Source organism: Pseudoalteromonas arabiensis (genome assembly GCF_001550155.1).
GTDB lineage: Bacteria > Pseudomonadota > Gammaproteobacteria > Enterobacterales > Alteromonadaceae > Pseudoalteromonas > Pseudoalteromonas arabiensis.
Map to the genome: position 1 here is coordinate 205271 of NZ_LRUF01000019.1, position 14916 is coordinate 220186.

Here is a 14916-nt window from a genome sequence, read left to right on the forward strand (position 1 = left end):
GAATTTCGTCTTAAATAGCTGTTTTTTGTTGGCGATACTTTATACTGCCAAATACCTGTACAGTATTTAAAACGCGAATAACAAAGATAAGATTATGCAAAAAATACCATTACTACGATACCTGCTCTTAGCTGTGCTGCTTACTATAATAACTCAAGCACACGCAGCAATTAAGCCTATAAATGATTTTACTGAAAAAATGAGTCATTTTTCGGGCTATTATTCTTTCTATTATGATTCTGAAAGCGGCAAAGTGTACGTTGCAGTTGATAAACTCAAGCAACCTTTTTTACTTCAGCAAAGCTTACCTTATGGGGTCGGCTCAAATGATATAGGGCTTGATCGAGGGCAACTTGGCAATACCTATTTAGTACAATTTGAACGTTTTGGTGACAAGGTGATGTTACGAGCATTGAATACTTATTATCGGGCGAATACGGCCAACTTGGCTGAGCAGCAAAGTATCAAAGAAGCGTTTGCTTCGAGTATTCTTGCGGGCTTTAGTGTTGTTGCAGAGTCAGACTCAGCGGTACTTGTAGACTATACTCCTTATTTATTGAGTGATGTGCACGGTGTAAGTCGTCGTTTAGCTGCAACTTCGCAGGGGAGCTTTAATTTAGATGGTAATCGAAGCGCAGTCTATTTAGCTCGTTCAAATGCATTTGTGAAAAATACAGAGTTAGAGGCAATACTCACTTTTCAAGGTAGTAACCCTGGTGAGTTTGTTCGTCAAGTGAGCGCTGATCCTCACGTACTTACAGTACATATGCATCATTCTTTTATTGAACTGCCTGATGATAACTACACACCACGTCAATTCCATCCTCAATCCGGTTACTGGAGTATTGAGCATAAAGATTATGCCGCGCCACTTGGTGAGTCTATGTATGTGCGTTACATTCCGCGTCATCGTTTAGCAAAAAAAGATCCGAGCTTGCCAATTAGCGAACCCGTTGAACCGATTATTTACTATTTAGATCCAGGCGTGCCTGAGCCAGTTAAAACAGCCTTGTTAGAGGGCGCTAAATGGTGGAATGATGCATTCAATGCTGCTGGTTATAAGAACGCATTTATCGTTAAAGTGTTACCTGATGATGCTGATCCTATGGATATACGCTACAACGTGATCCAATGGGTACACCGTGCAACACGTGGCTGGTCGTATGGCAGCTCAGTGATAGACCCGAGGACGGGCGAAATTATTAAAGGCCATGTAACACTGGGTTCATTACGTGTACGTCAAGATATCCTTATCGCTGAGGCATTAGCTGCCCCTTATTTTGAAGGTAATGAAGTTGCTACTCGTTTACAAGCAATGGCTCTTGACCGTATTCGTCAACTAAGCGCTCATGAAATAGGCCACACGTTAGGGATTGCACATAACTTTTCAGCGTCGGTCGCTGATAGAGCATCGGTAATGGACTATCCTCACCCGCTACTTAGTTTCAATGAGCAAGGCAAACTGGATGTGAGCCGAGGCTATGCCTCTGGTATGGGAGTGTGGGACACACAAGTGATAAAATACGGTTATAGCGATTTTACAAACCAAGATGAACCACAACAACTGGCCGCAATTTTAGCTGAAAATAAAAGTAAAGGGCTGGAATTCATTTCGGACAGTGATGCACGTGCTAAAGGGGGCGCTCATCCAACGGGGCATTTGTGGGATAACGGACGTTCACCAAGTGATGAGTTAATGCGTGTACTTGATGTTCGCAAACAAGCGCTGACGAGCTTTGGTATTGAAAATATCAAAACGGGGACTGCGTTATCGCAACTAGAAGAAATGCTGGTGCCACTTTATTTATTCCATCGCTATCAAGTTGAAGCTGCGGTTAAATTAATTGCCGGTGTTAATTACGAATATGAAGTACGTGATGGCTCAGAGCCAAAAGGGGCGCAAGTTGTAGCTAAGCAAACCCAGCAGGCGGCTGTTGATGCACTCCTTGCTACACTAAAAGCTGAGAATCTAGTTTTACCTGAGTCAGTGTTAGCGCTTATTCCACCAAAAGCGTATGGGGAATCTAAATCACGCGAGAGCATTGTCGGTCGTACAGGATTAACCCTTGATGCTATGGCACTGCCTGAAGTCGCGGCTGCACATAGTTTAAGCCTATTATTTAATAACCAGCGTGTTAATCGTCTCGCGCAGCAACAAGCGCGTAGCGATGCATTTTATAGTTTAGATTCATTATTAGCTCAAACTTATCAGCAAATTTTCGAGCAAAAAGTTGCCCAGGGGATGGCGGGTAAGATTAACCAACGAGTGCAGCTTTTAACGGCTAAGCAATTTGCTGATTTAGTAACGAGTGATAAAGTCGCCCCCGAGGTACAAGCACAGTTTCGTTATTATCTTGCCAAGCTTGCAAAGAGTTACCAGCAAGAATCAATGCTAGGAAGTGCATCAGTAGGTGATAGCGCCTTCAAACAATATTTAAGCGAACAAATCAGCCACTTTTTAGCAAGCGGTGAGTGGCCTGCAAACTTTAAAGTATTGCCAATGCCACCGGGTTCACCAATTTAACCCACCTTTATTTTAAGACGCCTAGCATAGCTAGGCGTTTTACTTGCATAAAACTGGATTTTTGCTAATCTAGCGACCTCTCTTTTTGTCTTCTTGGGGTGTATATGGCGTTTTTTTCTCGCTCGCTGCTTGCGGCAGCTATTACATTCTCGAGTTTTTCAAGTTATGCCTCATTAGCTAAAAAGCAATGCGAAGTTGAGCTTAGTCACGGCTTGATCATTACAGATGATGTTATTCGTATTGTTGATAAAGGCCAAACCCGTGTACAAATAAACAACAATACTCAGTTATTTATTCGTGGCTATTGGGTTGACCTTAATCCAGAAGAAAGCAAAGTCGTGGAGCAGTTTAGTTTAGGTATTCGTGACACTGTGCCTGAATTAGTTGAACTGGCCACTGACGGTGTAAATTTAGGTTTGAGTGCTATTGAGCAGGTCGTTGAGGGCATGTCCGACAAAGAACCTGAAGTACTTAAAACGCAATTACAGTATGTTGAACGTGCTTTGATGGATAAGTTTAAGCGTGGCGATGACTTTTTCTTTATCGCCCCGCAATCATTGTCGAAAATCGATGACTTTTTTACCAAAGAGATCAGCCAAAAAATTCACTCAGCTGTACATGGCTCATTAGGGGCTATTTTAGTTTCATTAGGTGATGCGTTTAAATCACGTGAGGGAAATATCGAAGATCGTATTAACGACATGGGTCAGCGTATGGATATTATCTCTAAGGAAATAGATAAGTCACTGCAAAAGAAAGCGGAGCAGCTTGAAATGAAAGCCTCTGAATACTGTGAGTGTTTAAACTCACTAGATGTCACTGAATCTCGATTACAAAAAATAGTGCCAGGAATGGCCGATTTCGATTTGGTACAGATTAAGTCTTAAAAGCCCAGTAAACTTACTGGGCTTTTTATGTCTGGCTTTTGATACGTGAATAGTTAGCTAAATTTAGCTGTTTCTGTCTCTAAATCAGCGGTAAGGCCTTTGATTGAATCGGTTGCCGTATGTGCCTGACTGGATACGTTAGCCGTCTGTGAGGCCGTATCTGAAATGGTGACCACACGTTTTGCTGTATCTTCACCTGCGTCTAATTGCTCTTTAGCTGCTATAGCAATTTGATGGCTCATTTGTGCGATTGCACTTAATGAACTCGCAACTCGGTTTAGTTCTTCATTGGCTTTGGTTGATTTAGCCACAGTTTGTTCACTGGTCGAAATACTCAGTGCAACAGATGACTTAGCATCTTGTGTTGCTGATTGTAATTTACCAATCATGTTGCGGATTTCTTCGGTACTGGTTTGTGTTCGTTGTGCAAGGCCACGGACTTCATCAGCAACAACCGCAAACCCTCTACCTTGTTCGCCAGCACGAGCTGCCTCAATGGCTGCATTAAGGGCTAATAGATTTGTTTGCTCTGCAATTCCTTGAATAACACTTAGCACATTAGCGATATTATTTACTTCATCATCAAGAACTTGAATGTTATTACCAGCGCTGTCAATTTGTTGCTCTAAAAGTGCGATTGTTTGTGCTGCTTCGTTGGTTAAGTGGCTTGCGCTTTGCCCTTGGTTCTCAGCTTCTTGTACTGAGTAAGCTGCTTGTTCGGCATGCTCAACAACTGTTTGCGCTGAGGCGGTTAGCTCAGTAATGGCTGAGGCAACCATTTGTGTTTCTTCATTTAAACTACGGGTGAGTTTATCAAGCTCAATAGAGCGAGACTCGTTATCAACACTTTGATTTTTGAGGCTATCAGTTACATCTTTGATACCATCAACAACGCCGCGTAAGCCTTGTTGCATGTAATGCATGGCCGCAATAATACTTTCACTTGGCGCATCTTGGCGGATAGTTGAGTGGAGGTTGCCACGTGATACGTTTTTAACGATATCAATAACTTCATTGATTTCACCTCCCAATGCATTGGTCAGTGATGAGCCAAAGCGTGCAATTGCAAACGTGAGGGCAATGGCAATGAGCATAGATAAACCCAATAGCCACTTTGCTGTGCTCCAGTATCGTTCATCGACTTCTTTTGCACTAATTCCTGTGCCAACATACCAGCCAAACAGCGGTGTTTTTTGTACAACAGACGTTAAGTCTACTGTTTCACCATCACGGACAGAGTCCCAGTGGTAAGTGATAATTTTATTTGTTGTGTTACCCACGAGTTGCTCGACCATGCGACCAATGCTGTTACCACTGGCATCTTTAAAGTCATTAAAGCTAGTACCATGCAATTCTGGGTCATGTGGCGTGGCAACAAAATCTAAATTATTGTCGACGACATAAACATACTCTGAATCGTGATATTTATTTTCTCTTAAAACCTGAGTTGCCAACTCTTTAGCCTGAGTTTCATCAAGCTGGCCATTTTTTACCATCAATTCGAATTGCTCAACGATATTAGTTGTGCTTTTCATCAATTGGTTAATACGCGCAATGTTATCGCTCTCACTTGCATGACGTAACGACTGTAAACCCAACAAGGCTATTGCGCAAAGTGCAATAAAAATGGCGGTAGCAAATAAGCTAATTTTTGTTTTTAAAGCTAGTCCTGATAACACAGTTAGCCTCCTTTTATTATATCCCCTCTACTTTTCTACCATGTTTATCGGCAACTTGTTAGCTTTTATTAAGTAAAAATGACAGCGTTATCATGATATTTGTTCAAGTACCTATTTAGAGTGAAAGCTCAGCAGCGGTCAAGGGGCGGTATTCACCACTAGCTAGATTTTCATCAAGATGAATATTGGCAATTTTTTCACGGTGTAGTTCAACAACTTTGTTATCAACTGCGGCCAGCATTCGTTTAACTTGATGATATTTACCTTCACAAATGGATAGGCGTAAGCTGTAGCTTGCAAGTTTTTCAACAATGGCTGGGCGAGTTAGCTCTTTTTCGTTGTGTAATTGCACCCCTTGCTCTAACGCTACTATTGCTTCTTCATTAATCGGTTCTTGCGTTTCAACTAAATAAGTTTTGAACTTGTTGTGCTTTGGTGAAGTTATTTTGTGCGACCAGTCACCATCATTGGTGATGATAACTAAGCCGGTGGTGTCTATATCTAAGCGACCAGCAACATGAAAGTCACTCATGTTTGGCTCATCGAGTAAGTCGAATACTGTCGGGTGAAGGTCATCTTTATTGGCACACACATAGCCTGCAGGCTTATGGAGCATGAAGTAGCGCTTGCCTAAAAAGACCAACGGCTCGCCTTGCCAGCGAATATCATCTTGTTCAGTGACTGAAAAGTCAAAAGAGGTGATCACCTCACCGTTTACGGTGGCGTATTTACGTTTTATACCAGCTCTGGTTTTACTGCGAGGTAATTCAGCAATATGACTGATAAATTTATCTAAACGGCATGGGAATTTCATTGGGATCACATTTTTAGTCGGCTACAATGGCCGCGAGTATAGCGGATACTGGTGACCTATGACAGTACAGCAAGGACAAATATTAAGGTATTACCAAGCGCAAATAGCCAAAGGCGAGCTGCATGAAGACCATGCTCAACGCACAGCGATTAATGCGCTTGATAATCTAGCCACAGAATTGGCTGCGCCAAGACATTGGTGGCAAAGCGCTAAGCCAATAAAAGGGGTTTATTTATACGGCCCAGTAGGGCGTGGCAAATCCATGTTGATGGATGTGTTTTTTAAGCTGGTTAACATTGATGCGAAGCAGCGTTTGCACTTTCACCATTTTATGAAGCAAGTGCATGAGCGTTTGATTCAGCTGCAAGGGCAGAAAAATCCGCTGACACTTATTGCTAAGGAGTGGGCACAGAACATTCGTTTGATTTGCTTTGATGAGTTCTTTGTTTCTGATATTGGCGATGCCATGATCTTAGGTGGCTTATTCAAAGCCTTGTTTGAGCACCAAGTGGTGTTAGTGGCGACGTCTAACTGTCAACCTGAGCAGTTGTATCGCAACGGTTTACAACGAGCACGATTTTTACCCACTATCGATTTGTTAAATGATCATTGTCATATTTTAAGTGTTGAAGGCAATACCGATCATCGCTTTCGCTTTGGTAAACAAACCGAACATTACTTTATTGATAACAAAAGTGCCCTAATAGGGCGCTTTTTAAAGCAAGAGCAAGCAGTACAAAAGCAAACAACGATAGAGGTTTGCTATCGTCAGCTTAGCTGTGAGCTGCAAGCTCAAGATGCCATTATGTTTGACTTTATGGCGTTATGTTCAGGTGCTAGAAGCACAGCAGATTACATTTATTTAGCAGAGCGCTTTCAGCGCATTTATTTGCTCAATGTGCCAGTAATGGGACGCGGAGCAACGGGTAAACAAATTGTGCATGGTATTGAAGACAGTTATCAACGTGAAAAACAGGATTTACAAGAGCACTTTTTAGATGATGAAGCCCGGCGCTTTATTGCTTTGGTTGATGAGTTTTATGACCGAGGTCGATTACTGGTGATCTCGGCTGAGGCGGGCATTAGTGATATATATCAAGGACAGAAACTGGCATTTGAGTATGCGCGTACAGAGTCTCGATTAGTCGAGATGCAAAGCTGGAAAAGATAAAAGGCGCATTAAAAAGTGCGCCTTTGTTGTCAGTCTAGCTGGGGTTTATATGAAAATGTTAAAAACTATATTGTGCGCCTACATACACATAACGACCTTTACCCCCACCATACTCAGAGTAATAATTACCACGCCCTGAAGGATAAAAATCACCTTTATTATCAAACACGTTATTTACACCACCGAATACGCGTAGTTGGCTTTGTTTACCAAGTGACAAAGTGTAAGACGCTGAAAGGCTGTGCTTTAAGAACGAGCCATAATCTTGGTAGGCAAGTTTTTCTGGGTTACTAATACAGGTATCTTCACCAGCCTCACAGCGGGCATCATTTTCGGCTACATACTCATTATAATCTTCTTCAAGACTCTGGCTTGCTTTAAACGAGCCTAAGAAATTTGTACGCCAGCGAATACGTAGATCATCATTACGCCAAGTAATCGACATTGACGCTTTATCTTTAGTGCGACCATAGCCTGCGTAATGACTGGTCACTAAGCTACCATCGAGGCCTTCATAGGTCTGTGAGTTTTCAATCACATGATTATAATCAAGCTTTAACGAGAGTTGACCATAACTGTCAAAATCAAACTTGTACTGTGCAACCACATCATAGCCTCTAGCTGTGAGCTCATCGAGGTTATATTGACGTTGTAAAACCTTAATAATATTGCCCTCATTATTACGGGTAATATCATTACAGAAGGTGTTTTCAGCTCCCCACGCAACTTCAGAGTCGTAACATTCACGCATGATGTTTTCATTACTGATTTGCGAAATTGCATCGACAATTGCAATATCATAGTAGTCAACCGCAAGGTTGAAATTGTCTAAAAACGCAGGTGCCACTGTGATGCCAAACGTATACGTATCGGCAGTTTCTTCTTTCAAGTTTTCATTACCAGCACCCGGTGAATAACTGTTATTTTCATCGTTAAATTCGAAATCAGGATCGGCAGCAAGTTGCGCAGCTAAAGTGGGCTCTTTACGACAGTTATCGTGACCAGGTTTGGTCGATGTTGCAGTTAAACCATCACAAATATCATCATAGCTGTCGTAATCGCCACGCGGTGGTGACATAAGTTCAGTGATGGTTGGCGCGCGTTGCGCACGTGCATAATTCGCTCTAAAAGCATAGCCTTCGATAGGCTCCCAAAAAATACCGAGTTTGTAGCTGGCAACTGTATTGACGTTTTCCATGCTGTAATTAGCCAACCGAAGTGACGTTTCAGCACTTAAGTTTTTTGCCAGTGGTGCATCTTTTAACAGTGGGATTGCAAGTTCTGCAAAGGCCTCATAGACCTCAACTTCACCGTAGAAGTTTGGTACATAGTTAAAGGTGATCCCACCGGATTTCATATCATCACTGGTTTTCAGATCTTGGCTATCTTTACGGTATTCACCACCAAATACAGCCGACACTGAGCCTGCTGGTAGTTCAAATAAGTCACCAGCAATGTAACCGACTACGCCATATTGTTTTATTTCGGTATCAATAACCGGATTAGTACGTATCCATGCCGCCATGTCATCAGTGATTGACCCTTCGCCAAACAAGTTGATAGGCACGCAGCCTGCTGCGCGAGCTGCTTCATCAATACATTGGATTGTGCCATCAGCAAGCTCCTCAGCTTGTAAAGCTTGGCTTAGTTTTACTGTGTTTAACTCATTGCTACGAACTTGATGTTGAGTGAAGCGACCGTAGCTGGCTGATACATCCCAATCCCATTCACCGTTAAAGAGTGTCCCCTGTAAACCTGCCCAGCTACGAATCGTTTTACGTGTGTTATCAGTACTGATATTACCCACTTCACTAAAACGACGATCCCAATAAATACGATCTTTATATGGGTTGGCATCTAAGATTTCTTGCGGCACATAAGGATTATCAATTGGAATATAACCTGGTGCAACATCCGAAAGTGGATCGCCAGTGACGGGATCATAGCGAGGTACAAAAGCACCTTCGTACTCATCCTCTGGAGACTTATTGTTAAATGATCCACTGTCACTGTATTGTACCTGTGCGTACAGCATGACATCATCTGTTAAGTCAAAGTCGACTTTCAGTGCCGTTGAGAAGTTATCACTTGGCACATCCAACATCACGTATTGGTTAGAGTTGATGCCGTAAATTTCTTCGTTGCCTTTCCAGTCATCACGAAGAGTTTGACCATCGTACCAAAACTGGGTGTCGTTATTACCGTTTTCTAAGAACACACCGCCAGGAATACCGTCGCTCTTACTTACCCAGTCAGCTTGAGTGATGTCACGCATACATTGGTCGCCATTGGCTGTTTGCATCACATTACACATGCGATCAGGGTCATAATCGTAGCTATCTTCAATCTGGGCACGTTTACGGTCGTAAAACGTCATGCCAAAATCACGGTCCCAGTTAGCGCTGAAATATGCATAGCCGCGATCATCGGCAAATGAGGTGCCATAATTTAAATCAAGGGTAAACTCTTTGCCGCCACCATCAGTGGTTTCACCTGTATTGGCTTTAAAGTCGAAGCCTTCTTTTTTCGATTGAGTAATTATATTTACAACACCTGCGACCGCATCTGCCCCATAGGTTGCTGATGCACCGCCACTAATTATTTCAACGCGTTCAACCATGCCGCTAGGAATGGTATTTAAACTAACGTAATTACCACTGTAGCTGTTTGAAACAACGCGACGACCATCAATCAGTGTCAGTGTACGGTTAGCACCTAAGTCACGTAATTGAACAGTGGATAAACCAGTTGCAGAAACACTTGATTGGCTGGTGGTATTACCAATGCTTTCACTAAGCGCAGGCATGTTATCGACTAAAATATCAGATAAATTCGTTAACCCAGTATCCAAGATAGCGTCACGATCCATAGTAACCAGTGGCGTGGGTATCGAAAAGCTGTCTCGTTTTATACGTGAGCCCGTAACGATAATTTTTTCGGGTGTTTCGTTTTGTTCTTTGATTGCAGGGCTGGTATTAGCTGTGCGTGCAATGTCTGCTTCATTAGCAAGTGCATGTTGGCTAAAACCACTGGCAACAGCAAGCGCTATTGCACATGGCTTAGTTAGTAGATTTCTCACAGGCGTTCCTAGTTGTACTTATTTTATTTTTAGTTGTGTGAAACCAGAGCGCTGCTCTTTTAAGGGCAGTTAAAATTTACAGTGAACAACACCCTGGTTTGTCGGTATTGACGTAAAATTTTTTATAAAAATGTGAATACAACTGCAATCTTTAGTGACTCGTTTATCTCTCTATTTTATATCTATTTAATATCTATTCTTTTAAAATCAATGTGTTGTTATTTTTGCGCTGTCAACTTATTGACAATTATAATACTGGTTAATCATTGTTATTTGAGATAAATTGATAGCTAAATACACGTCTAGAAATCTAAAAAGAGGTTAAGTTTAGACTTAATGGAAACCACTCATCACGCCTACCGTTTGGGTCGGTGTACAATTAATCCCCTTGAAAATAAACTAGTTTGTGATGATAGTGAGCACGTTTTACAGCCTAAATTCATCGAGTTATTAGGTTGTTTAGTTGCCCGTTATCCTGAGCCAATTACTCGCGAAGAGTTAATTAATCTTGTTTGGGATGGTAACCATTTTGTAGGAGAGAAGGCGTTAACAAATGCTATTTGGCATTTACGTAAGGCGTTTAAAGAATTAGACCCAAACTCAAGTTACATTGAAACCTTGCGTAAAACAGGGTATCGATTGGTTCAATCACCTGAAAAAATTGAACAGCAACCTAAAAAAAATATACCCAGTTTCAAACGTGCTCAAGTTTATGGTGTTGCTGCTGTATTTATGCTTTGCGTATTTGCTGCGTGTGTATTCTGGTATGTTTCTAGTTATCAAACAAAGCAGCACACGGCCTTTGTGATGCCGATAAACAGTATAGAAAGTGTAACAGCAAGCCCTGGGCGTGAAATTTATCCTGCCGTATCAAATGATCAACATTACTTGGTTTATTCATGGCGCCGTTTAGATAAATCTGCGGATTTATATTTACGTGACCTCCATTTTCCTGAGCATCCAGCAAAACAGCTAACCGACAGTGTAGAGACTGAAGGGCGCTCCGTGTTTAGTCCTGACTCAAGCACCTTATATTACTATCGTTATACGCAAAACAGTGCGTGCGAAATAGTGAAACTATCACTTGTAAATGCGACGAGCGTTGTCCTGAGTGAATGTCGCCGCGAAGGTGGAACTGATCTTGATGTCAGTGCCGATGGTAAAACACTCGCTTATATCGGTGAGTATGTAACCGAAGCCGGCGAAACGGTAAGCCGCATTAAGTTACTGAGCCTTGCATCAGATAACCTACATGAAACATCTATTCCTTGTGTTGATTATTGCCATATTAACGATGAGTCCGTGTCGTTTTCACCTGATGCAAAACATGTCGTGGTTACTCGTAATGTTGAAAACGACCAGCAAGCACTTTTTATGATTGATGTACAAACAGGGCAAGCTAAACGACTTACTCCAAACTTTGCCTTTATTCATGGTGTTGATTGGCATCCGAGTAAGAACTTACTGGTTTTTTCGGCAACTAAAGGTGGGAAGCGTTATGGTTTTTTCTACGATATTGAACAGCAAAAGCTGATTAACACTCAAGTGGCAGGGATGAGTTCGCCAAGGTATAGCGCTGATGGCAGTGTCTATTTTCATCAATGGGATATAGACAAGGTGATTACACGGCTAAAAATTGATGAGCAAGTTGCCAGTTCACCTTTTTCTATGCTTTCCACTAATTTTAGTTCGCTTTTTCCAGAATATAATTCGGCGCAGAAAAAGCTATTATATGTATCAAATGAGTCTGGCAGCTCTCAATTATGGATAGTTAACCCAGATGCAAGCTCGCGTAAACAGTTGACGAGCTTTCCACATGTTATTGGGCAAATACTTGACCCAACGTGGTCAAAGGATGGGCGCTACATTTTGTTTTCAGTGCTGGATAAAGGGCTGAGTACACTTTATCTATATGACTTTAAGCTCGATAAGAGGCAAGCGTTAAATATTCCATTTGCCTATGCACGCAAACCAACGTGGTCTAGTGATAACCAATCTATTCTTGTGTCTGACAACGATTATGTTTATCGATTTGATTTAAAAGGTAATAACCTTGGTAAAGTGATAAGTTCTCCTGCTAAATATGCTGTTGAGTTATCATCGGGTGATATTCTTTTTACTGATAACAATAAGGCTATATGGATAAAACACCATGGAACGGGGCAAGAACAGGTACTTGTTGACGATATCCATTTAGCGAGGCATTTTTCGTGGTTATTTGTCGAGAAGAATGAATACAATGATGCGCGTATTTATTACTTTAAAGTACGCGTTGGTGATTATCGTATTAGTTATTATGATTTGGCGAAAAAACAGCATTTTGATGTGATGGCATTACCCGAGCGTGCTTATAGTCGTTCATCAGGGCTGACCTATGTGGATGATGAACGCTGGCTTGTATACACGGGATACCTGTCACCTGAGATTGAAATTAAGCGTCTTCCTGCGGCATTTCTGCCGCAGTAAAATTAGCACTTACGATAAATATCAGGGCTCATATCATAAATGTTTACGCTTAAACTATAAGAACGGCGACAGTACTTTCTTAAGCAATTGAGTAGTTGTTCGCTTAGTTGCTGCTTTTGTTCAACGGTTCTACCTTCCATGATAGATGCAGCAATATGGATGAAGCCATCTTTCCCTTCACCTAGCTCATAGTGTTGGTAGGCAATAGCACGTGTTTTAATGGTCGATAATTCGAATAAACCAGAATCGAATACCGCTTGGTGAACTTTTTCAACCAGCACTTGAGGAAGAATAGGGAGATCTTCTGAATGTTCAATAACAATATGCGGCATGAGGCTCTTCCTTAAAAGCGGTAACTAAAACCGATGTTTGTTTGAAATTGGTTTAATACATCACCATCGAAGTGCCAAAGGCATTGTTCGTTTTCGGATGCAGACAAAGTACATGAGATGTTACTTGCATTATTTACAATAGTCGCCAACCAGCGAGTTTCAACATAAATTCGCGCTTGGTCTGTAAATAGGTACTCAGCGCCACCGTATAAGCCTGAAGTAAAAAAAGTGTCGGAATCAGCAAAATCAGTACTGACGTGATTTGCGCCAATTTGGGCACCAACAAAACCAACTATATGGTCAGCTAATGGCACCTCTATGGCACTTTGAAATAGCAGGTATTGCATCTCGATTTGCTTATTGGCTTGGTCTTTCATATCAAGTTCGGTTGCTGAATAAAAGAATCCATAACGAGCATTATCAATGGTTCTGTCTAGGCTAACCGTAAAGTGACTATCATTTTCTAACTCGATTTTAAGGTTTTCTTCGGTCTGTACTGAGTTAGTAAAGTTTTTGCCGAAACCAGCGCTAATAGAGTAGCCAGCGTGAGCGGTACTACTTAAGAACATTAAACACAGTAAACTGAGCGGTTTTTTCATGGTTTAGGTGCTCGTTGTTGAAGATATTTTGAGATAGTATTGAAACATAGCAAGCAAATAGTTGTAAATGGACAACTATCGCTTTTTAATAAGGATAACGAAGATGAAGACACTAAAACTTGCTGCACTGACAGCCTCAATCATCTTGTTGAATGGTTGTTCGGATGACGCGGCTTCTGTAAGTTTAGGATTGTTTACGACTAAAGATATTAAAGTGGTGTCGCAACAAGACCCAATCATTAGTGGTGTTACCTGTCATATCAGCCATATTGAAGCAAATCTTGATTTTGCAGATCCTTCAGATATGTCAATTGCCTGTCGTCAAACTGGTCCCATTACTGCTGAACAGTTACAAAAAATAGACCGCAGTAAATCCGGTGATGTGGTATTTAAATCATCAAAGAGTATTTTATTTAAATCATTGAAGGTGCGTCGTATTTACGATGCACCAACCCGTACTCTTTTGTATTTATCATACTCGACAAAAGAATCATCAGGCAGTCATCACCATGCTTTATCAACCGTTCCGCTTTATAACACAGATGCATGGCAGTGGGCGCAAGGACAAGAGTAAAATATGTTAACCCTATTTAAATCTGCTCCCTTACTTGACGAGCAGGAGCAACAGTGGCTAATAGACACATTTATATGGGCTGTTGAGCATTTTGATAGCGATTACTTTTTACAGAAGACGCAGATTGTATTACCCAATAGCCAGTTTTTCCCAGACAGTGTCACGAGCGTTGAAGATATGGCTAAAACAGTATTTTCTCGCGTTGTTGGCTATGCGGGGATGAAGGCGTGGCCTGTAAGTTTAGTATCACCCTCACAGCTTGTTCCACAGGTATTTCCGCATTTTGAGTTTCAGGCTTCTCTAAGAGGAGAACACGCTCAGTTAATCGTGCCTGCGAATCACTTAATTAATGTGTCTTTTAACCCAAACCAAATAAATCAGCCACAAGACTTAGTTGCAAGCTTCGCTGGAACACTTGCGACAATACTTATTCATCACGTTGGTGTTTTACCACCTGGAGGTAAAGAGTTTTTACCACAGGCCAGCGACGCACTTGCTTGTTTTTTAGGATTTGGTGTGATGATGAGCAATACTGTGTATCAATTTAAAGGGGGCTGTGGATGTGGTTATAACCCCTATGCCAATCGCCAAGCCGCGTTAACGGAGCCGCAAACCTTATTTATGCATGCTTTGGTATCGCATTTTAAAGGCGATAATCAGTCTAAAAAATACCTAAAGCCTCATTTACGAGGTCAGTATAAGAAAGCGCAAAAGCAAATAAAGTTATTAGTTAATAGTAGTGCTAACCCGCTATTACTTGCGTTGGATGAACAAAAAGTAGGGTAAATAAT

General features: G+C 41.5%; 11 protein-coding genes. 6 read left to right on the forward strand and 5 right to left on the reverse strand.

What is annotated here, in order from left to right; translation table 11 throughout:
* Positions 1-94: 94 nt before the first annotated feature.
* Both PAARA_RS08795 and PAARA_RS08800 read left to right on the forward strand, forming a co-directional pair.
* The gene (locus tag PAARA_RS08795; RefSeq protein WP_062568662.1) at positions 95-2524 is read left to right on the forward strand and encodes a zinc-dependent metalloprotease; all 2430 of its coding nucleotides are present in this window, start codon (positions 95-97) and stop codon (positions 2522-2524) included.
* A gap of 104 nt (positions 2525-2628) precedes the next feature.
* Positions 2629-3411 (forward strand): YggN family protein, encoded by a 783-nt coding sequence (locus PAARA_RS08800; RefSeq protein WP_062568663.1) that lies wholly within the window; start codon positions 2629-2631, stop codon positions 3409-3411.
* A 53-nt stretch (positions 3412-3464) separates the two neighbouring features.
* Here the strand turns inward: PAARA_RS08800 and PAARA_RS08805 are convergent, their stop codons facing one another.
* Together PAARA_RS08805 and rsuA are read right to left on the reverse strand one after the other, a co-directional pair.
* A complete protein-coding gene (locus PAARA_RS08805; RefSeq protein WP_062568664.1) occupies positions 3465-5090 on the reverse strand; it encodes a methyl-accepting chemotaxis protein in 1626 nt (541 codons plus the stop codon).
* 115 nt (positions 5091-5205) lie between these two features.
* Entirely contained in the window at positions 5206-5904 is a 699-nt protein-coding gene (rsuA, locus tag PAARA_RS08810; RefSeq protein WP_062568665.1) for a 16S rRNA pseudouridine(516) synthase RsuA, read from the reverse strand.
* A gap of 58 nt (positions 5905-5962) precedes the next feature.
* Here rsuA and zapE point away from each other — a divergent pair, with 58 nt between their 5' ends.
* Positions 5963-7075: a cell division protein ZapE gene (gene zapE / locus PAARA_RS08815; RefSeq protein ID WP_062568666.1), complete on the forward strand. Its 1113-nt coding sequence runs from the start codon at positions 5963-5965 to the stop codon at positions 7073-7075.
* A 58-nt stretch (positions 7076-7133) separates the two neighbouring features.
* Here the strand turns inward: zapE and PAARA_RS08820 are convergent, their stop codons facing one another.
* On the reverse strand, positions 7134-10154 hold the full coding sequence (locus PAARA_RS08820) for a TonB-dependent receptor domain-containing protein (RefSeq protein WP_062568667.1): 3021 nt from the start codon (positions 10152-10154) through the stop codon (positions 7134-7136).
* A gap of 336 nt (positions 10155-10490) precedes the next feature.
* Here PAARA_RS08820 and PAARA_RS08825 point away from each other — a divergent pair, with 336 nt between their 5' ends.
* On the forward strand, positions 10491-12620 hold the full coding sequence (locus PAARA_RS08825; protein WP_062568668.1) for a winged helix-turn-helix domain-containing protein: 2130 nt from the start codon (positions 10491-10493) through the stop codon (positions 12618-12620).
* A gap of 2 nt (positions 12621-12622) precedes the next feature.
* On the opposite strand, the gene PAARA_RS08830 is transcribed toward PAARA_RS08825, so the two are convergent.
* Both PAARA_RS08830 and PAARA_RS08835 read right to left on the reverse strand, forming a co-directional pair.
* Complete coding sequence (locus PAARA_RS08830) at positions 12623-12952, reverse strand: 5-carboxymethyl-2-hydroxymuconate Delta-isomerase (protein ID WP_062568669.1); 330 nt, start codon at positions 12950-12952, stop codon at positions 12623-12625.
* An 11-nt stretch (positions 12953-12963) separates the two neighbouring features.
* A complete protein-coding gene (locus PAARA_RS08835) occupies positions 12964-13551 on the reverse strand; it encodes an outer membrane beta-barrel protein (protein ID WP_062568670.1) in 588 nt (195 codons plus the stop codon).
* A 103-nt stretch (positions 13552-13654) separates the two neighbouring features.
* Between PAARA_RS08835 and PAARA_RS08840 the strand changes: the two genes are divergently transcribed.
* Both PAARA_RS08840 and PAARA_RS08845 read left to right on the forward strand, forming a co-directional pair.
* Positions 13655-14125: a CreA family protein gene (locus tag PAARA_RS08840; protein WP_062568671.1), complete on the forward strand. Its 471-nt coding sequence runs from the start codon at positions 13655-13657 to the stop codon at positions 14123-14125.
* 3 nt (positions 14126-14128) lie between these two features.
* Positions 14129-14911 carry a hypothetical protein gene (locus tag PAARA_RS08845; protein WP_062568672.1) on the forward strand — a complete coding sequence of 261 codons (783 nt, stop codon included), beginning with the start codon at positions 14129-14131 and terminating at the stop codon, positions 14909-14911.
* Positions 14912-14916 lie beyond the last annotated feature (5 nt).